Below are 21,044 nucleotides of genomic sequence, written 5' to 3'. Positions count from 1 at the left end.
AGGGTTCGTCTGAAACTACTGCCGTCGGCGGCCTCGAAGGTGAACGTCATGGTGCTTCAACCCCACGAGGGTTCGTCTGAAACGTCCGATCTGTCCGCGAGCCGCTCTCGAAAGCGCGTGCTTCAACCCCACGAGGGTTCGTCTGAAACGAGGTTCAAAGGTTATGGCGGCGTAGTATGAGGTATGCTTCAACCCCACGAGGGTTCGTCTGAAACGCGAGTATACGCCGGGGCACGTCTCACTGTACTGGGCGCTTCAACCCCACGAGGGTTCGTCTGAAACGAGGGTGACTGTCGGGTCCTTTTTCCCGTCGTCCGCTTCAACCCCACGAGGGTTCGTCTGAAACGGTCGCTCACCTACCGCGACGCCGTCGACGGCAGCCGCTTCAACCCCACGAGGGTTCGTCTGAAACCATCAACAACATCAGACGCGGTCGAAATACTGTTCGCTTCAACCCCACGAGGGTTCGTCTGAAACGCGAAATCAACCTTCACGGCTCCGCTACGTGGGGAGCTTCAACCCCACGAGGGTTCGTCTGAAACCCCGGCAGGGAAAATCTGTGGTCTGCTGTACGGGCGGGGCTTCAACCCCACGAGGGTTCGTCTGAAACGTCCTGATCGGCCCGCCGGAGCGCGTCGACGGACTCGCTTCAACCCCACGAGGGTTCGTCTGAAACCTTCGACAGATCAGCGTGCGCGATCACCTGATCTGCGCTTCAACCCCACGAGGGTTCGTCTGAAACCCGTGGTGATCTCGTCGCTGACCGAGCAGGCCGGCGCTTCAACCCCACGAGGGTTCGTCTGAAACGGCTGGTAGTAGGCGAACAGCACGGCTGCGCCGATGCTTCAACCCCACGAGGGTTCGTCTGAAACCCGTATGACCTATACACGGGGCGGGGGGATTGAACCTGCTTCAACCCCACGAGGGTTCGTCTGAAACCACCTCAACCACTTTCGTCTACGATATTGACGGAGCTTCAACCCCACGAGGGTTCGTCTGAAACGTGGACCTATCTGATCTCTCGGTTATCGACGAACTGGCTTCAACCCCACGAGGGTTCGTCTGAAACTCGAGAAAGTCCGCTCCCTTATCTCGATACAGCGCTTCAACCCCACGAGGGTTCGTCTGAAACGAGTAGTTTGTCGAATCGAAGCTGTGCGTTGTCGTCGCTTCAACCCCACGAGGGTTCGTCTGAAACTGCCGAGGACGTGCAACAGTACAATCTGGAGTGGATGGCTTCAACCCCACGAGGGTTCGTCTGAAACTATTCGGGTCGAACAACTCGGCGGGCGTGGGCAGTGGCTTCAACCCCACGAGGGTTCGTCTGAAACGCGGCGAGTTGTTCGACGGAGTGGACTACCTCACCGCTTCAACCCCACGAGGGTTCGTCTGAAACGATGGACATTCAGGTAGCCGACGACGACGGCGGCACGCTTCAACCCCACGAGGGTTCGTCTGAAACGTCCGGCCCGATCCACGCGAGGGACGGCCCGATTGCGGCTTCAACCCCACGAGGGTTCGTCTGAAACCGATGGCATCCAGTGACAGCGGCCGGAGTATCAGCGCTTCAACCCCACGAGGGTTCGTCTGAAACCGGATTGACGACCAAAACCCCGGGGTCAATGCCCAGCTTCAACCCCACGAGGGTTCGTCTGAAACCGTGGCCGAGATGGTCCACGAAGCCGTTAAGGAAGCGCTTCAACCCCACGAGGGTTCGTCTGAAACCGGCGCGACCGACGCGGCGAATCAGCTAAAGCGGCTTCAACCCCACGAGGGTTCGTCTGAAACGCCTCACTCCCTGAGCCCGGCGACCTGATTCCTGCTTCAACCCCACGAGGGTTCGTCTGAAACGCCTCACTCCCTGAGCCCGGCGACCTGATTCCTGCTTCAACCCCACGAGGGTTCGTCTGAAACCGAGAACCCACATATCCCGACAGATGAGTCGACGCTGGCTTCAACCCCACGAGGGTTCGTCTGAAACAGGTACTTCAGGATGTCGCCCTTCCCACGCGGGCCGCTTCAACCCCACGAGGGTTCGTCTGAAACCAGACTGCGGAGCCGAGTTCGTCAGCTGAAGATGCGTGCTTCAACCCCACGAGGGTTCGTCTGAAACTTCTATGACGAACGTCGAAACCTGTGCCTGCTGTGGGCTTCAACCCCACGAGGGTTCGTCTGAAACACGGACTCCCCGACCTTCTCGGACAGATCATAATGGCTTCAACCCCACGAGGGTTCGTCTGAAACGAGGCGTGGCCCCACCACGAACTCCCGAAGGAAGTGCTTCAACCCCACGAGGGTTCGTCTGAAACTCTATCGGTAGAAGTGGCTGAGGTTCTCGAAGAGGCTTCAACCCCACGAGGGTTCGTCTGAAACACGGAGCTGACGCCAGCGGCGCGAGAGGGCGCGCGCGCTTCAACCCCACGAGGGTTCGTCTGAAACTCTCTCGACAGAGTAAGCTAGCGACGAAGGTAGAGGCTTCAACCCCACGAGGGTTCGTCTGAAACTCTACCAGCGAGATTCCCGTCCCTGATTCGTTCGGGGCTTCAACCCCACGAGGGTTCGTCTGAAACTCGCTGGGAATTTTCTATACAACTCACACGAGTTAGCTTCAACCCCACGAGGGTTCGTCTGAAACCAACATATCCAAAAGTAAGAACATCGCGTTGGGAGCTTCAACCCCACGAGGGTTCGTCTGAAACCGGCGTAGCCCTTCCGGTTGACCGTCGGCGTGCCCTGCTTCAACCCCACGAGGGTTCGTCTGAAACGCGAGATACAGGGGGCTGTCGAGACTGTCCAGTGTCCGCTTCAACCCCACGAGGGTTCGTCTGAAACCGATGATTCAGACCGGGACGACGCCGACTCCCGCAATGCTTCAACCCCACGAGGGTTCGTCTGAAACACATGAGTAATGACTTTGGCGTGGATTGGGCTACGGCTTCAACCCCACGAGGGTTCGTCTGAAACAACGTATGCGGAGCGACCAAACGCGACGGAACGGGCGCTTCAACCCCACGAGGGTTCGTCTGAAACACGGCTCGACAGACGCGAGTTACTCTGGCATCCTGCTTCAACCCCACGAGGGTTCGTCTGAAACGCGCGGAGACGGTGGGCGCGTCACTGGCTACTCGCGTGCTTCAACCCCACGAGGGTTCGTCTGAAACCATCGTTCAAAATTGACGCCGACGACATTGTTGATGCTTCAACCCCACGAGGGTTCGTCTGAAACGAGCAGGGCGGACTCGTCAAGTTCGTTCCCGTCAAGCTTCAACCCCACGAGGGTTCGTCTGAAACATTTGGACGGCGGACGCCCTTGATTGCTCCGTTGCTTCAACCCCACGAGGGTTCGTCTGAAACGATTTCGTTCTCGTTGGGTTCCGTGCCGGCGATGCGGCTTCAACCCCACGAGGGTTCGTCTGAAACGTATAACGCAACCATCACTATGCAAACGATAAACAGGCTTCAACCCCACGAGGGTTCGTCTGAAACAAGTCGTGCCTCATCCTGACGTCGACGATCCTGACGCTTCAACCCCACGAGGGTTCGTCTGAAACCGGGTTGTACGTCACCTCTTCACCGTCGTCACCAGTGCTTCAACCCCACGAGGGTTCGTCTGAAACACTTCACGAGCAAGGATCTTCCTGGATTCGGTGCAGGCTTCAACCCCACGAGGGTTCGTCTGAAACTCGGTCGCTTCGCGTCGTAACATCTCGCTATCATAGGCTTCAACCCCACGAGGGTTCGTCTGAAACTCGAAAAAGCCGAGGAGTTGCTCGATATCGACTCGTCGCTTCAACCCCACGAGGGTTCGTCTGAAACGGGTGCCGACCGAAATCGTCCAACTCTCGCGTGACGTGCTTCAACCCCACGAGGGTTCGTCTGAAACAACACGGATTCCATCGACATGGACGCCACGAAGATGGCTTCAACCCCACGAGGGTTCGTCTGAAACGGTCGTCGACGCCGGCGACGCTGTCGAGAACCAGGCTTCAACCCCACGAGGGTTCGTCTGAAACCCGAACTCTTCTCCCGGTTCGAGCGAAATCCAGCCAGCTTCAACCCCACGAGGGTTCGTCTGAAACCTTGCAGCGCCATGTCTTCGTCCTTGACGATTCGCCAGCTTCAACCCCACGAGGGTTCGTCTGAAACACCCCTGCTTGCCCGATCCACGAGCGCTACTCGCTTCAACCCCACGAGGGTTCGTCTGAAACGCGATAGTGCGCGTCTCGACCACCCCGCCGTCACTGCTTCAACCCCACGAGGGTTCGTCTGAAACCATGCCCGATATACGGGCCATAGGGCTGCTAACGGCGGGTCACAGTAAAGACCTTCCGTCGACCATCAATAGGGTGCTTTCCCCAGGGGGGTCGACGGAAATCGGCTATAGAAACCGCTGATCCTCAGTTGGGTCGTCGCCGTAGACTGTCCGATTGAGCAGTGTATCAGAAGACAGCTCGTAGATGATTGTTGATTCACCTGGTTTCAGCAGATCATCAATCTCGTTTTTGAGCTTAGAGAGATCGCCCTCAGAAATCTCACCCTCAAGGACTGAGTTCTGTACGTGAGTCAGATACCGCCGACCGATTTTGAGGGCTTTCTGTGTTCGGTCAGCTTCCAAGTCATAGACCATTACTACATACATTCTACCACCACCGTTGGAACGGGTCGTATTCTTCGCCGGTGAGTAGGTGTTTCTTAAGCTTGTAAGCTTCGAGCCGCATTAGATACTGGTAGCTAACCTTCCGATTCAGCGCCGGGTGTTCGACAGTCCGCTCAAGTGTCTCTTCGAACTCCTTTGTATACGTCTTCCGTCCGGATTCGTTCAACAGGCACGAGCCGAGTTCCGTCTCGAAATCGGTTTCCGAAATCTGGTTTCGGTTTACCAGCCGGAACAGAACACGGTCGGCAAGAACGGGTTTGAATAGATCAGCGAGATCAAGCGACAGCGAGTACCGCCGTTCGCCCGGTTCGTGTAGGTAGCTGATCGTCGGATCGAGTGCCGTAGCACGAATCGCTGAGACGCAGTTCGCATAGACCAGCGAATTGCCGAAGGAAATGAGGCTGTTAATCTCGTTGGGCGGTGGGTTGTACTCACGCTGAGTCAGCTGGAACTCCCTCGGGAGGATTTCATTGAAGCTCCGGTAGTACGCTTTTTTCGCGGTGGCCTCAGTTCCCAGTAACTCATCAACCGGCAGCTCCTCATCAACGCGTGCGGCCGCAGCTTCCAGATCCTCAATTACGTCGTCGAGATCGTGATCGCGGCCGTTGTAGTAGACCGCGTTCGTCCGCATATTGTGGATGCTGCCCCGCACAATCGCCGCGGCGAGTTGGCGTCTGTGCTGACTGTCTTCGTAGGCCCGGACCTGATTAACGACGGTCTTCCCAGAGGTTTGTCCGCGTTTCGGCATCACCGACCCCGAGTAGTAATCCTCCCAGCCGAAAACGTGGAGTGCGACTGTTCGGTCGTTGAGGAACGACATCAATCGAGTGTTGAAGTCGATCTGGCCGTGCAGGAAGAACGCCTCGGCGTTCTCGATTGGTATGTACTTTTTATCGTCCCCATCCTCGGGAACGAGTCTAAGCGTGTCGTCGCTACGTTCGAGTCGACCGTCAGAAAAGACGTGGTAGTTCCGATCCATTGTTAACACCAACAAAAGTCGTGATACGCACACGAGTCACAGAACGGTTTTTCCTCCGCTGGCGGCGGCGAGGATTGGCTGACGATATTGTGAATTCCACGAATCGCCATTTCGACTTCTTCGGCCCGCTCATCGGTGAGTTCCACTGGTTCCCGACTTCGCTCTCGGGGATGGGCCAAGACGCCATCCCGCTCGATGTCGGCCACACGGTCGAGATACCAGAGGTAGTACGACAGTTGCATTTCAGCCGGCTCGGTCAACGTCGAGGAGGGTTTTACCTCGACGACCCGACCGTCGTCCAACAGATCGAGTGAGATCATTCCGAGGTTGAGGTTCTCCCGTTTGTCGCTGTAGGCCGTGTCGTCGACGCGAGTGCCGCGAACGACGGTCGGATTCTCGCGGTCGATTTCGAGGTCCCGGCTCTCAAACCAGAGTTCGCGCTTGCAGACATGGTAGTACTGCATCATGACGCCCGTGACGCGGAACGGCTCGTCAACCGGCTCGCCGCGGGCGGTTGCCAGTAGGCGGTCGACTGGATCAGTATCGGTCATATGATTCGCCTCTCCGCGGTGCTGTCCGGAATAACGAATCCAGTATTCTGGTCAAAATACTGGCTCAATCCGTGTTCGCGAACATCGAGACACAGTACATCCGTATCCGAGTGAACCTGATTCAGCTGTCCGAGTTTTCCTTTCTTCTCCGACTCACCGTGGTAAATCGGGATCGACACACGCAGCTCTTTGAGTTCATCCATCAGCCGACGAACGCGGTCAAACTTGTACTGCTTCCATGCCTTGCGTACTTTCTCTACCTTCTTCCGTTCGGTATCGGTTCGACAAATAATGATGTCCACTGCGTTGCGCTGATCGATCAATGATAGTTCGCTCAGTTCATCACCACGTAAATCGTCGACATACTCGACGTATTCCTGTTTACCGACGTTCTTATCGGTGTGTAATCGCCGATAATATTCCGTGACCGCCGTTCGGGCAACAGCTGTCTCGGAAAGCGGTGTATCAGCTTCACGGACAGAATCAAGTGTTTCGGCTGCAACCGGAAGCAGTGTCGCTCCGCGATTATAGACTGCTTCTGCGGGCGTTTTTTCTTGTTCGTCCGGAACATCAAGCCACCAGATGACTACCCGCCCTTGTTCTCGTTCAAACGACCGATTACAGCGACCGGCCGCTTGGACGATACTGTCGATTGGTGCCAGATCACGGTAAACGCGGTCGAAGCTGATATCCACACCGGCCTCAATAAGTTGTGTCGAGACCGTGATGAGACCGTGTTCGTCGTCAGTGAGTTCTTTCGCAGTTTCGATGAGTTTGAGTCTATCTAGCGGACGAAGTCGTGTCGAGAGATGGAGTAACGATGCGTCGCTTCGGTTTTTGATGCGAGTAGCGAGTGCCTCCGGATCGATGTCCGCTGTGGTGTCGACAGCATCGAGTGCGTCGTCATAGATATCTCCAACACTCAGAAGCGAACGTCGGGAACCAGTAAGCTCATCAAAGAGGGCGCGTGCACTGTCGATTGTGTTGCAGACCGCAAGCGTTGATGCTCCAGCATCGACCGCCCTGAGCAGTTCGTCTCCTGCGTCGGCGTATGCTTTCGGCTCCGATTGAGTTTCGATATATCGTTCGGCCGACGCATCAAGTTCGTATTGGACACGTTCAGTCGCCTCGAAGTAAACATCCGGATCATCGACCAGTTCGGTCACGTCCTCTACTCGCTCGCTCGCCTCATCGAACAACTGTGGCTGAGTGGCGGTCATAGCGATAACTGTCGCGTTGTACTGCTCGGTCAGAATTGTAACGAGGCGGGGTACAAGCTTCCACCAATCAAGTGGTAAGCTCTGTGGCTCATCGAGGATCACAACGCTGTCACGGAGTGCGGGAAGCTTCATCGACTGCTTGTTAGCTGGGCCAGCAAGGCTTTCGAACAACTGCACGAACGTCGTCACGGTGAGTCCTGCACGCCAACTTTCGGCGAGCATCCCGGCCACGTCATCGTTCTTGTCTGCCTTGTCAGCGTCTACGTCGTCTTCATCGACGATTTTGATATCCGAAAGATGGTGATGAGCTGTCAGTAGCCGACCGAGTGTATCGGTCTCGTAGATTTCTTCGATTTCATCGACGACCTGATCGATGATACTGGTAAACGGCAACGCGTAGACAACACGCTCGCCACCGAGTTCGTCACGAATCGTCTGTGCGGCCGACAGCCCGGAGAGCGTTTTGCCCATACCAGTTGGCAGCGTGAGCGTTGCTACGCCGCCGCCCTCCTCAGCAAATTTCTCCGCGTTCTCTATGACAGCTGACCGCGCCCGTGATCGATAGTGGTTCAGTCGCTCCGTTCTGGAGCCGTCCGGATCAGCAGGTGAGGCCGCTTCGAGATCATTGACGTACTCGTCCAATACCTGCATCGACGGCGCTTCTGCTTCGTAGGTGGAACCCGAGCCAACATCCACACTCCGGCTTGCTGCACTCGTCTTATCTGCAAGCACAAGCGAGCCCCAGATTTCGAGGATAAGGCCGTAACAGGACTCTGATAACGACTCACGATTGATTGTCGTCCCACTTTCCGTGGCAACAGCAGCGACAATCTCATCAAGAAGCTCTTTGTACGAATGCCGAAATCCATCCCACGACCCATCGCTATCAGTTGCCTCCTCGAATAGATCGGCCGCAAGCTCGGGGGCGTGTTCCTCGATGTCGTTCAGCTGCATGGCGATTGCTGCCTGTTGCTGTTCAGCGTTGGTCTGGGCTCCACTCGTCGAGTTCTCTGAGTTGTACGCACGGTCGTAGATGTACTGAGTCACATCCGGAAGCCGACCGTGGTGTTTGGCAACCGCGACAAAGCCGGCCAGACAGGTCTCAGTTTCAAACCCTTGTGCATCGAGGGCATAATACGCTGCGAACGAGCCGATTGGAGCATGGTACCGACACGGCTTGTACTCTGGCTCAGTGTCGTGTCGAAGGTATTCCTGAAAGAACGTCGTCGCTTTCCCGAAGTCGTGAACATAAGCAAGCGTCTCAACGACCCCCTGTAGTGACTCGCCTCCAGGGGTCGTCGCCCGGTCGGGAACGATTTCGTTGACCCGTCGGGCAACATCATCCAGATGCTCACGGAGATGGACTCCCTCATAGCCGTCTTCGGGTGGATGGGAGTACCGAACGGGCATCAGACGAACACCACGGTTCGACCGTCGACACTGGCAGCTGACGCGTTTGAAACTTCAAGAGACTCGGCGTCCGGGCTGTAGGCGTAGTTCGTAAAGCCCGTGGTCGTCCGACCACCCGAATCAGCTTGCATAAATGCCGGAGATTCTTCGATCTGGCAGCGTGTTCCTGGATCAAGAACGATATCGTCGACCGCATTTGGTACGGCTGAATCGACCTCGATAGTATCGTTCCGAGGGCCATCCTCAATATCGAACTCTCCGTGATACTCGATATCCGCGAGGTACTCTGAGAGACCGAGACTTGGCACGTAGTGGGATTCTCCTGCGGACAGCGTTTCACGCAATTCGGTATACCACTGATCGTCCGCAAGTGCGACATCGATACGGTAGGCCGGGTTGACCAGTACCTCGTAGTTGTGCTGCTGTCGGAGGGTCGTCGGATCAGGTAATTTTACACTGATTTTCCCGCGACCATTGAGTGACTGTAAGTTTCCAGCAGCAGTCGAGAGTGTATTCATCGGCATGTTGACCGTTCGAATCTTACGAACAGGCTCAATGGCGACTGCCGAGGTATCGGGTGCGAACAGGTCGTAATAGCCATCGCGTTCGATTCCAAGAACGGCTGCGAGGAGCCCAGCAACGGTCGTTCGGGGGATAATTCGATAGGTCTGTTTGACGATATTGCCCTCGATCCGTCGGAAGTGTCCCCACGGGCCACGAACGGTAAACGAGAGACAGTGGTCAGGCTGGTCACTGCCCTCGTCAGCCGTCCATCCGTCCAGCGATTGTTGGGACATCGTTACGCCGTGGTCTCGTCATTCGGGAGTGTCGCAGTCTGTTCCTCGTAAACATCGATTTTTTCGACAGCATCCGCTCCGAGTGCGTCTTCGAGGGCGTCGTGAAGTACCGCTGGCCCACCAAGTTCGCCATCGTAGGTGAGTTGCAACACGTCGCTAGCAACAACCCGAACTTGGTCGATTCTGTCACTCGCCCCATCGAGTCGGTCCACAAGCCCTGTCACGTCAAGCGTGAGGTCACGAACCGTTCGGAGCTCCTCATCGGGCTTCGAATGCTCGTCGTCGAGTTCGAGATCTCGGTCGAGACCGCCGAGGTGGAAACTCTCGTCAGCGTACTCAACACGGCAGTAGAGCCGCGGTTCCTGCCCGACTTTGCTCCGACTGATAGTTTGGTTCTTGATCGCGCGCCAACAGAGCGTGTCAAGCCGTTCGACATCCGTTTCGGTGAGTTTTGTGTCCGCCGCACCGTGTTCGTCAACGAGCCCGTGGAACCGGATCAGCCCGTACTGAATCCGATGGTCGTCGAGATCGAATCCTCCCTGCTGTTTGTTCTCCTGTGTGGCGATCACGCTCGTCAGGCTATCGTACTCTTCGTTTTCGTTGACGGCGTGCATCGATTTGCCGGGTGAAAACTGGACAGGGCCAGTGAAGTGATCGGGTAGGTGTTTGGCATACACCTCGTCAGTATCCACTGACATCGTCGCGCCAAAGTACCGCACGTCGACGCTTTCGTTCAGGAATTCGCCGAACACATCGTCGCGGAACTCGTCGGCTTCCTCGTCGTCATCGAGATCGTAGTTGTCGGGCTCGACAGCTTTGAGTCGATCTTCGAGGAGCTCACCGCGCGTGTATTGGTCACCGTCTTCGTGCACGTTTCGGATGTAGACACCGTGCCCGTCGTCATCAAGTTGGTCGCGGAGATATCGCTTCAGTCGAACGTCGGTGACGATTGCCTGTTGGGTTTGTGGATCGATTCGCGGCCGGTTAGCACCGGACAGCGGGTTGCCGTTCGGGTTGGCATCGACGGCGTCGTACAGGAAGACGATTTCTGAACGGTTCGTCACAGTATCAGGTGTATCGGACATGTTAGAGGTTCTCCTCGGTTGTGGATTCGTTAGCATCGGTTTCGTCCCGGTTCCACGGGTGATCATTCATCCCGTACGTCACGCCAAGGGCGTAGTAGAAACGGAGGTCGTCGGTCTCAATTTCCCAATCCTCGGGATCGGGATTGAGGATCGTATCGCGAAGGCGGTCAACGATGTGATCTGCCTTTGTTCCGGGATAGTTCCCCTGCTGTTTTTTTTCCTGGCGCGTGTATGTCAGCGTCTTGGCGATGGTTTCCTGTGTCACCTTCTTGATCCGTGATCGGGTGATCGACTTGACCGGGTACTGGTCGACCAGCGTCGTCGAGCGATCCTCGCTGTACTCCTGATAGCTTCCAATATCACCGACAAGCGCACCAAGCAGGAACGCCCCGCGGCGTTGGCTCGTCATGGAATCCGGATCATCGTCGTGGCCTGGCGACAGTGCAGGTGTTTCATCAATGAACGATTCGAGTTTCGGTGCGGCAGGGTGGCCCCCGTCCGCAATTGGAATCTCATCTAGTGATGGCATGATGCTGGTGTCATAGCTGGGTTGCTGTGTAATCTGGTCTTTTGATGGATCTGCTGTCTGCAACAGGTTGAGATCTTCGTCTGCAAGTACGCACAGTTGGGCAAACTGGCTTGCTACGAGGAACGACGGGAATCCCTCGTATTCTTCATCATCGCCTTCGTCGTCAATTATCCGGCTCACATACTCTTCAAGCAGGACATCAACGGCAATTGGTTGGCCACTCAACACACTAACGAGGGCTTCGATGCGCGGATCGTCAGCGTCAGCTTCGTCATCATCGCGTTCAGCGAAGGTCTGTCTGAAATACCAGCCAGTCGAGACTGCGTGCAATTGTTCGTCATTTGTTTCGAGTAGCCCCCAGTTCTGATTGGTCGGTAGGGGAGCCGTCCAGTCAGTATAGTGGTCTCTGTCGAACGCTGAGACGGTCTCTACGAACTGATTATGTGTAATTGCGAGTTGCTTCGGGTAGTGGAGTCGGCCGTTCAGCGTCTCGCCAAAGACATCGTACCGTGACATCTGATGTGGCATCACAGCCGAGACGTAGAAGCGGAAGTCCTGTTCTTCGATAGTTTTGTCACGTTCTCTTTTGTACGCGTTTTCGATTGGGGTTGTTTCTTCCTCCTCAACAGCCTGATAGAGCAGTTCGTACAGCCGATGGACTTTGTCAGCTGCCAACCGGCCGAATACGTATGGCAGGTAGTACACCTTCGCGCCAAACGTCCGGTAAGTACAAGCTTCGACGAACGTCTCGGCGTTCATCACGGTGATCGCGGCATCCTCCGAAATCGGATGTGAACGCCACGCTTCTTCGATGTCGAGTCCGGGGAACTTTTCGAGCTGTTTGCCGAGGAAGTAGTTTTGCGGATCTTCGGACGTTCCAACTGTTCGGGCAGGGAGTCCCGTAACGAGATCGGTTGCGTCTCCTGATGAATCGTTGGCTTTGTTTTTTGTAACGAGCTTCGAGAGCTTCCGCTGGCGCATCGCTTCGTTGAACACGTCGAGATCGCCGGGCCATTGGTAGCCGCCGTCTGACTCAGTTTTCACTTGAACCGTTAACAGCGATGTAGCTGATTCGCCGCCGAGCTTCTGCGTGATCCTCTCCTCAATTGTTTCGAGTGCACTCTCGTCCTCACCGACTTCGGCTAGTCGTTCAATGATCCAGCCATCGGAATGGTTGTCGGCTGCTTCTGTCACGACTTCATCGACAGCCCACTTCGTAAGCCGTTCTTTAGCGTAGCGTGCCAGCTTTTCGGGATCGCTATTTCGCCCAGCTTGGTGGGTAACGCTGTGGTCAATCCCGGCTGCTGCCGCATATTTGCAGTGGCCAACCTGTTGCACCAGGTCATCAGTGTATCTTGTCACCAGCACTGGATCAAGATCAGCAGCCAGCTGTGGCTTGTCACCCGACACGTCTATTCTGACCACGATTAGGCTATTATCGGTGTCAATGAGATCACCAGCCGCGTCGGGTGTGAGATACGGAGCATACTCACCGCCACCTGTTGTGGCGAGCGTGTAGAGCTTCCCGTAGAGGTACTGGAGATCGCGGAGCGATCCGATTGGCGAATCCGGTAGTTCGGCTTCCAAATCCTCGGCCGGGTACTTCTCTCGGAACTCGTCAGGCGAAAGCATCGCTTCCCTCCAGTTCGCTCTCACCTGGTCGCGTTTTTTCTGTGATATTCACGAACCCAAGCCCTAGCGAGTTCCGCTCGCCGAGTCCGCAATCCAATGCAAGGTTGAGATGGCGGCGGTGGTGGTCGTCCCGAACCATATACGAGAACTCCCACTTGCTTAGGACGTAGGTCATCTCTTGGCCTTCAGTGACGGTCACCGGGACCGCGAACGTCTTGATGAGTTCGTAGCCGTCGAACAGGTCGCCGTCGACGTCGCTCGGTCCCGGCAGGTGATCGTGGGCGAATCGGTTGTGTTTCTGATCGAGGTTTGCTTCCAACTGCGTACGGAGTGGTTCCATCGAATGCTCCGGACGCCAGAAGACGGCGGTGTCGCCACCGGGATGATCGATTCCATACTCCTCGCATCGCCACGGTGGAATCCGAACCAATAGGCCGGTCCCGGTTTCAATCGTCCCGCGCGTGCCCGGTTCACCGACGTCGGGCGATAGCGACGTAACGTCGTCAACGTGGAACGGCATTTCGCCGATGTTCAGTTCCGGTTGGTCAAGTAAGTCGGCGGCGACGTTGGCCAGTAATCCTTCATCGGGTGAGGCAACCAGAAGTTTACGATCATCACCCTCCTGCATATCGTGGGGTGGAAATGGATTCGAGTAAACAAATCCTGGCGGCTCGCCATCGTCATGGCGTTGGTCGTACTTAGTCCCCTCAAGTGCGTCCCAGAGCCGACCACGGAGCTTATGGTGGTAATCATTCTGATAAGCCGCATCCGCACGTGCCGACAAATGGGCCATTACACGCACCCGGGTGACTCACCTTTGCCAATCATACAATCTATTGTATATATTGGCATAATAAAAAACACAGGTGGTGATAAAAAATATCGCACATTGGTAGTGTCAGTGTAGTACGTTATTTCCTACTGGTTCTGATTATCACGGTAATCATGAGTGCCACCCGTCAGCCGGATTATTTATCAGCAGTAGAAGGGCCCGTAGCTCGCACTGAGCGGTTCTACCTATCCTGAGAGAACTAAACCCAGTTTCCAGGGACTGATTCAGTGATTTCTGATTGAGTGTGATATGCTTCTGCAATACGCTGGATGGCGGTGACAACGTCGCCTGGCACTGGATCATCCAGCTGGTCATACAGGAGCAGGCCGTGGTCGCCATCAACTACGAAGAAATCGTCATCGTTCGTGAACACGACCCAGTTGTGGCGTTCAGCGTAGGCTGCGATTTCTCTATCCGCAGCATCGTGCTGCAGAACGCTCTCGACCGTCGTGACAGTAATGTTGTCAGCGTCGTCGAACGCCTCAATGTATTTCGCGGGTACGTTCTGATCGCAAAGAATCCGCATTTATTCGGCTTGACTCTGCTGCGTGACCGATCGCTTTCGTGCTTCTTTCTGTGCACGAAGCGTGTCCATTAATTCCGGATGCTCATCGTAGTACTCGGTCGCAGCACGAACTTGTGCATCATCAAGACCCAGTTGGTCGGCGACCTCAGAGATGCTCCACTGACGCTGTCGGACTAGTTCCCCCACTTGGAGGACGCCAACCCGTGTTCCCTCAACTCGGGGCTTTCCGTGGAGGATATCTGGCGTTTTCACAATCTGGACCGTCGAACTCATCTTAGTGTCATCTACCGCCTGGGGCATCAAGAGTGTTCGGACCAGTGTATCTCTATCAAAAGTCTCCGAAGAAGAACTGGTCGTGCTTATCCCTGTAAGCATACGCTTCAGGTTTTCAACCGTGTGACTTCGGTCAGTAGAGGCAAACTACCTACTGTTTCGTCTAAGGGGAAGCTCTCTCAACAGTTCGGCGACGACTCTTACTCGAGTTAGCTATTTGGGTCAAGTATGTAATAAACCACAGCTATTGTGACAGACATCGACACCGCCTGAATGGGCATCAAATCACCCAGTAACAGGGTGAATGCAAGGAAAGCAATGCCGGTTAGGATACCGGCTAGAACTGCGAATTTCCCCCGCGAGAGAGTACGTATCCGCGCATCTACGCGACGGTAGAGATGCTTCACGGTACCAATAGAATATCAATTCTCCCAAATAAGTCTAATCAAGTTGCAGACATACCGAGCGCCATATCTCCCCTCCATCCCTGAAATACTGAGTAACGACTTACTCAACAAATCGCTGTACCGGTCAGTACAGTGACTGTAACTCGCAGGCCACAAAAGCTCTAGTGGTGATCAGAATGGTTGTGAGCGTGACGTTCGGTTGAGTTGAAACCAGACTCCCAAAAAGACACTCTACCGATCATCGGCCCTATGTGGCGTCGGCTTCCCCGTTCACCAAGCGATACACTCCGCGCAGCAACAGGATGGCCCCCGCAAGCCCAGCCACGATGCTGAGTGGCTCCACGAAGGCACATACCCAGCAGCTATTTGATCCAGTGCCTATAGTGTATATCGTCCCGTTTTTTTTTCGACGTAGGTATAGTCCATCGTGTCACCGGGATAGTCGAAATCTGGCGGTGACTGATGCACTGTGGTAATCCCATCAGCACGGAGTGCTTGGTCGAACACGTCTTGGCCCGCTGCTGAAAGGTTATTGTAACTGACTACCTCGGCATCGGGAGACACTTGCGATTCATTCGTCTCGGTGGTGTAAGCCGCGTTCGTCGGCTCCGAGGCAGCACCAATGAGTAGACCGGATATGATGAACGATACTACTGCAAATATAATGAGAGCGCGGCCACTGAAGCGATTTTTCGATGTTGATCCCATTTTATAGAATCACTGAAATAAGACGGCTTTTTAGTAACCTAACTCATCAGCCGAGTTAGCGATTCCATCTTCTATGCAAGTGGTCATATTCGTTGTGGCTCCGCTGGCGGTCGTCACTGGTTCAGTTGATTCTTTCGCACATAAACTGAACGGCTATTACACATCATCACTCCAAGCAATAAACCACGCCTAGAAGGCGAACCGATATCTGATTAACCAACAGTAGCGGTCGAGATCAACCGTTGTTGGTTAACGCCTCACCGCGTTTCACAGCGATTTGACGACTTCTCTAGACACGAAATGATGTCATCAGAGCTCTCTGGCAGGACACATGACTTGGTCTGGCCGAGAACGACTGTATGCCACCAGAACCCTACGATAGCTCCCCGCGACGCCGTTCATACTCTTCACGCTCTGTCGCCCACTTGTGTTCGCTACCGGGTGTCGGATCGCCAACCCACGCCAGAAACCGCTCGGTCGCCTCAAAGGGCAACGCCAACCGTCGGTCCCATACCATGACCTCGTAGCCCTGTTCAGCGAGCGCCTGCTTGCAGGCTCGTCGCTTGGCGTCGTCAGTGATCGTCCAGGTGGCTCGTGGTTGCGTCGAGCTGCCGGGCCACTCTAATCCACCGTCGCAGGCGTACCACAGACGCGCGATAGGCTTCGTTAGCGTCCAGTCCGCTGGGGGCCCATCCGTCCACGTCCAGTACCGGCCAAGAGTGGGATGTGAAAGCGTCCGAAGGCGATACGCACCGTCCGTGTCGCGCGTGACTCCACGGACGAGCCAGCCAAGTTGGTCGCGAATCCATTCGATGTGTGCCCGCCGCATTGAGGCAATCCGAAGCGCCGGCGGGCCGTCATTCGGATTGTCAAGATTACCGTCACCAACCAGACACCCACGAATCGCCTCGTGCTGGGCCGCACCCACATCCGGATACGAACACTGTTGATTGCGCGACCAGTGCTGGGCGAGGCGCTGGAACTCGTTCTCACACTGGTTGCAGACACCCCCACGGGCATCCACGACCCACTCGCTCATACCCACCGCTGTAGATGGAGTGTTATGTAAGTGCCGTGCTTCCCACACGACTGGGGTTCGCTCAACAGTTAGCCAGTAAAGGTGGGCTATCGCTTGAGACCGTCCGCAAGTGTCAGCTAACCCCATGAACACTACCCTCCAGTCACCGCCGAAACGAACATGAAGCCCAACGAGGACAATCCCCGCACTCTATCCCGATGTTGCCAGAGATCAACCCGCTGTAGATTGGTCTTACAGACAGCAAGCCACTTCTCAGTATTATAACTGCTCGTCTTATGAATCCTCGTCTGTTGGCCGGCTCGACAGCCGGTCAAACCGGCTTTGTGCGTCTTCATTCCGCGTTGTTGTCGTTTCTGGGTCATAGTCGGCTACGGCTATCTCACCATCCTCGACAGTAACTGATAGAACCGCATATCCACTCTGCTCAGTTTTATTTCCCGCTCGCTCGGCATCGCAGAGTTGACGACACGGGTGTGTGCGGCGACATTAACAATATGAGAGTGGTCCACGACCCGAGCAACGGGAGGTTCTGATTTCAGTCTGGCTCTCCTAATGCCTCGCTTTTGCCCTTCTATGAAGCTAGCCTAATGATGTTCTATTAATCAAATTCCATGGCTATCTTATATCCAATTGCAGTAAATATACTACTAGTTATCACTATCAATATTCTTTCCTAACTGCCGCAATTTCTGATATACGGTTTGGGATCTCTGCGGCTGATAGACTAGTTGATTAAACTACTAGTTGATATACTAATAGATTTTTTACTTAGCATTAGCATTCATGCGGCACGAAAATTACGGCATTGCCGAGTAACACTACCTATCATAATCTAGCACTCTTAATTTTGTTCACAAGTTTTTTGATAGTCCCACTGTCAATAAGTGCTGGCGAATTCAGGGCAGGGTTCACCACAAACATAAGAAAACTGATATACAATTGGTAGCGGGTCACCGGTGGGGAATCGGAAAGCAAGCAAGACTGCAAAAACAGAGACATCCATGTCAACACAAACTACAGCATCGACCGCATCGACCTCGGAACCAACACTCTACACGCACGCGAAGCGCCGACTTGCAGACGCATGGCTCACGCCCGGCGTGCGACAGGGGACCCAACTGCTGCTGATTCTCACGCTGTTTGCTGGCTCGGCGATGGGCCAGACTGACGTTGGGAACATCTATTGTGACACGGCTGTCGAAGACGGCGTCGATGTCGTCTTCGGCGCACTGGCTGGTCTTGGCCTGCCAGCAACGATGGTTTTCGTCGGTCGCAGTGGCCTGTCGTATATGCGAGCCTCTGGCAACCCGAACCAGCAAAACGAAGCCCGACGGGACCTCATCCTCTCGCTGGTCGGCCTCGGCGTCGTTGTGCTGGCAATCGTGGCTCCAGAGTTGATCACGAAGTTCGGAGACAATGTCGGCTTCGGCTTCTCGGACTGCGTGACGCCATTCTAAGCACACGATGCCAACACTCCGCTCACTGTTGCTGGTCGCGGCCCTTTGCTCGCTGCTCTCGACAGCCGCAGCTGCGGGGCCTGCGTCTGCTGGTAGCGACCTATCTCAGATTGAGCGGGGGACGGCAGACTCTCTCGGCGATGTGAGCCACGGTGGCGTGGGGGTACTCCAACAAAACGCCACTGCACCGAATGGCTCCAGCGGTGAGGGACAAGCGAATGACACTGACAACAACGAATCCACCGTCCAAGACGCGGTAGACAACGGGACAGCAGCTAACGGAACCGGGGGCAACGAGTCCACCGAACAGGGACCAGCACCGAACCAGACAGACGTAAACAGGTCCGTCGAACTCGGCGCAAGGCAGAACCTCAGCGCCCAAGTCTCGTGCTACGAGAACGCCTCGAATCCGCCAGCGAACGCGTCTGTTGGAGACAACGCGACGGCCGGCGTCGTGCCTCCGAACCGGTCCTACAATCACAACCACACGTTCTTCCGTGCGCTGTGGTCTGGCGACCCCGACCACCCGAATCTCACACGGGCCGACCGGTCAGATGCCGAGAACGGCACGCTGGCCGTCCTGCCATCTTGCACGGGAGATATGCCCTCTCGTGCGCCCTCGAACACGACGCTGTGGAACCGGCCCGAACACGACTCGTTCCGGACTGGAATTGAGGACTCCTCGCGACCAGTCAACGTCACCGACACTCGATCTGGACTCTGGATTCGTGACGCCTATGTCGCGTTCTTCAGTCTCGAACCGATGACCGTTGTCCATCGGCCATCGGGCACAAAACGGCTCGTCCGTCCAAACGGAACTGTTCGTGCCATCCACGACTACCGGGTATTCATCTCGGAGTTTTTCCAGGACGACTTCCGGGTCCTGAACACGTCGACGAACACGACGCTGTATGCCAACGGCACTGCGATGGACAACAGCACCGCTGCTCAGCCGACGCTCAACTACACGAACATCTCTGGGACCACCGACCTCCAACTGGTCACGACGGTCTCGACGAATATCTCAGAGATTGACGATGACGAGAGTGACGATAATGGGAGCGATGATAACGAGATCAACGAGTACGAACTGACGGTCACGGACTCCCGCACGGTCCACGTCGAAAACCTGTCCGAGCGGGAGATGATCGTCGAGCCCGGCGTCGTCCCGAACGGCAGAGGGGCCACGACCGACGACTACCGTATCGGGACTGTAATCCCCGGCAGCTGGCAGCGCGTCCAGTTTGACAGGGGATACGAGGTCCAGAGCAAGTGGCGGTTTTACACTCGTTCACCGCCCGGCTGGGAGAACTGGTCCGAAAATACGACGACGCCAGTGCGACCGCTCGAAACCCACGCTGTCCGGACTACAGAGGGCCCGGAAGTCACGGTCAACCGCGTCCAAAATGAAAGTTCCGACGGCTGGCAGTTCGTGCCGTCGCTGGAAGCGACGTACCCGGTGAACGCGACGGGGAACACGACCGCTAACGCGACCAACAGGACCACCCTCCCACCGGAGATTCGGATCAACCGTTCGGAGACGTTCACGAGAGCGGATCGGTTCACGATTCGGAGTGCGGAATCGCTCCGGACAGAGAACTCCGAGATCCACGGACTCGTTCGCGGGAACAGCATCAAACAGCCAGCGGACTCGACGAACCCGACGCCGATCCGCGAGGTAAATATCACCTCCGAGGTCGTCAACTCGACCGACAACTCGACGGACCTGCTGGTCCGGGTCGAACCGACGGCTGGCTTCCCGATTGCAGCGGGGAACGTTACGGTCGCGACTGGACAGACTCGAATTGAACGGCCGTTCTCTGGCGACGATGAGATTACGGTGACCGTCGACCAGGGCGAAGTCTCGTCGGCGATAGTCACGTATCGTCCGAATCAGATCTGGTGGGAGCAAGGGCGTGCTGTCCCGGTGCGAGACACCCAAGAGCGGGTCGCATATGAACTCGATCTCCCGGACCTTGCAGAATTCATCGACCTCGCTGTAGTGACGCTCCTGACGTTGTTGCCGGCTGTGTTGGTGCTGTACGGCTACGACGTCTGGACGAGAGGCAACTTCGTTGGTTGGTATAATCCATGACACACAAGAATATACCACGAACTAGCAGTATCGACCGCAGAACAGTGCTTGGACTCCTGAGCGGGAGTCTTGCCGCACTTGCAGGATGCAGCGGCGGGCTGTCTGATAGTAGTGACGGCGGTGACGGAAGCGCCGGTCCGCCGGAAGAGCAGTCCGACTACATCGAAGAGACGTCGATTGAGATTGTCGAGAACGGCCGTCAATTGGCACTGGAGGTGGCCGTGACCGATGAGATCGAGCCGTCATCGGTCAGCATCATCACAGAGTCTGGGCGGGAGTTCGCCAGCGATTACTTCAGTCCCGGCGAGACCCGGACACGTCTCTCGCTAACAGAGGGAGAGGACTCGTATGAGCCGCTGCCACGGGGAAGGCACAGGCTCTACCTCCGTGGGGATGAGGTCGAAACTAAACTCCCACTCGAACTGGGCACTACGTTCGAACTTGAGGAAGTCGTTCCCGGGACTGAACACGAAAAGATCCGCGACGATAGCTTAGGGGTGGTTGTCCGGAATGTGGGCCAGCGAACCGGCGCGGCAACGCAGACAATCCTCAATGGAGAAAACAAAGACAGCGATCCGTTTGAACCAATAGAACCTGGTGAAACTGGCATTGTCGAGTTCACTTTCCTCCTCGCCAATGGTTCACACTGCGTAAAAGTCGAAGAGACAACTGAGAGGGATGAGGAATTGACTGTTGGATTCCTCTGGAGTGACCCGGTTACTATCACCCAATCCATCAAGTATACCGACAGGTTTGACTCCACCGGTAACGGGTGCAAACGAACTCTAGCTGGTGAGCCAGAAGAGGTCACCACAACCCCGACAAAGACGGAGACAGGGGGGTAGCG

General features: G+C 55.7%; 14 protein-coding genes and 1 CRISPR repeat array (1 of these 15 only partly in view). Of the genes, 3 read left to right on the top strand and 11 right to left on the bottom strand.

What is annotated here, in order from left to right; genetic code table 11:
- Positions 1 to 4,273: a CRISPR direct-repeat array (repeat unit 30 nt; unit sequence GCTTCAACCCCACGAGGGTTCGTCTGAAAC) (it extends 146 nt beyond the left edge of the window).
- Positions 4,274 to 4,378: 105 nt separating this feature from the next.
- The 11 genes from cas2 to Har1129_RS04200 form a co-directional block, all read right to left on the bottom strand.
- Entirely contained in the window at positions 4,379 to 4,639 is a 261-nt protein-coding gene (gene cas2, locus Har1129_RS04255; RefSeq protein ID WP_121511326.1) for a CRISPR-associated endonuclease Cas2, read from the bottom strand.
- Position 4,640: 1 nt separating this feature from the next.
- A complete protein-coding gene (gene cas1b, locus Har1129_RS04250) occupies positions 4,641 to 5,636 on the bottom strand; it encodes a type I-B CRISPR-associated endonuclease Cas1b (RefSeq protein WP_121304976.1) in 996 nt (331 codons plus the stop codon).
- Between the two features lie 2 nt (positions 5,637 to 5,638).
- The gene (locus tag Har1129_RS04245; protein WP_151099561.1) at positions 5,639 to 6,187 is read right to left on the bottom strand and encodes a CRISPR-associated protein Cas4; all 549 of its coding nucleotides are present in this window, start codon (positions 6,185 to 6,187) and stop codon (positions 5,639 to 5,641) included.
- Positions 6,184 to 8,817: a CRISPR-associated endonuclease Cas3'' gene (locus Har1129_RS04240; protein ID WP_151099560.1), complete on the bottom strand. Its 2,634-nt coding sequence runs from the start codon at positions 8,815 to 8,817 to the stop codon at positions 6,184 to 6,186. Before Har1129_RS04240 ends, Har1129_RS04245 begins: the two co-directional genes overlap by 4 nt.
- A complete protein-coding gene (cas5b, locus tag Har1129_RS04235) occupies positions 8,817 to 9,614 on the bottom strand; it encodes a type I-B CRISPR-associated protein Cas5b (protein ID WP_151099559.1) in 798 nt (265 codons plus the stop codon). Before cas5b ends, Har1129_RS04240 begins: the two co-directional genes overlap by 1 nt.
- Before the next feature lie 2 nt (positions 9,615 to 9,616).
- Positions 9,617 to 10,699, bottom strand: a complete 1,083-nt coding sequence (cas7b, locus tag Har1129_RS04230) for a type I-B CRISPR-associated protein Cas7/Csh2 (protein WP_151099558.1) — start codon at positions 10,697 to 10,699, stop codon at positions 9,617 to 9,619.
- Position 10,700: 1 nt separating this feature from the next.
- Entirely contained in the window at positions 10,701 to 12,860 is a 2,160-nt protein-coding gene (gene cas8b, locus Har1129_RS04225) for a type I-B CRISPR-associated protein Cas8b/Csh1 (RefSeq protein ID WP_151099557.1), read from the bottom strand.
- The gene (cas6, locus tag Har1129_RS04220; RefSeq protein WP_151099556.1) at positions 12,847 to 13,653 is read right to left on the bottom strand and encodes a CRISPR-associated endoribonuclease Cas6; all 807 of its coding nucleotides are present in this window, start codon (positions 13,651 to 13,653) and stop codon (positions 12,847 to 12,849) included. Before cas6 ends, cas8b begins: the two co-directional genes overlap by 14 nt.
- Before the next feature lie 238 nt (positions 13,654 to 13,891).
- On the bottom strand, positions 13,892 to 14,218 hold the full coding sequence (locus Har1129_RS04215) for a DUF5615 family PIN-like protein (RefSeq protein ID WP_151099555.1): 327 nt from the start codon (positions 14,216 to 14,218) through the stop codon (positions 13,892 to 13,894).
- Positions 14,219 to 14,491, bottom strand: a complete 273-nt coding sequence (locus Har1129_RS04210; protein ID WP_151099554.1) for a DUF433 domain-containing protein — start codon at positions 14,489 to 14,491, stop codon at positions 14,219 to 14,221.
- Positions 14,492 to 15,979: 1,488 nt separating this feature from the next.
- Entirely contained in the window at positions 15,980 to 16,645 is a 666-nt protein-coding gene (locus Har1129_RS04200) for a hypothetical protein (RefSeq protein WP_151099553.1), read from the bottom strand.
- 1,001 nt (positions 16,646 to 17,646) lie between these two features.
- Between Har1129_RS04200 and Har1129_RS04195 the strand changes: the two genes are divergently transcribed.
- The 3 genes from Har1129_RS04195 to Har1129_RS04185 are packed head-to-tail and all read left to right on the top strand — an operon-like array spanning position 17,647 to position 21,042.
- Positions 17,647 to 18,102, top strand: a complete 456-nt coding sequence (locus tag Har1129_RS04195) for a pilin (RefSeq protein ID WP_005533600.1) — start codon at positions 17,647 to 17,649, stop codon at positions 18,100 to 18,102.
- A gap of 7 nt (positions 18,103 to 18,109) precedes the next feature.
- Positions 18,110 to 20,197 (top strand): hypothetical protein, encoded by a 2,088-nt coding sequence (locus Har1129_RS04190; RefSeq protein ID WP_151099552.1) that lies wholly within the window; start codon positions 18,110 to 18,112, stop codon positions 20,195 to 20,197.
- On the top strand, positions 20,194 to 21,042 hold the full coding sequence (locus Har1129_RS04185) for a hypothetical protein (protein ID WP_151099551.1): 849 nt from the start codon (positions 20,194 to 20,196) through the stop codon (positions 21,040 to 21,042). Before Har1129_RS04190 ends, Har1129_RS04185 begins: the two co-directional genes overlap by 4 nt.
- Positions 21,043 to 21,044: the final 2 nt, after the last annotated feature.

This window comes from Haloarcula sp. CBA1129 (genome assembly GCF_008729015.1).
GTDB lineage: Archaea > Halobacteriota > Halobacteria > Halobacteriales > Haloarculaceae > Haloarcula.
Note: the sequence above shows the minus strand (reverse complement) of the source record. Positions and strands in the feature narration are given on the sequence as shown.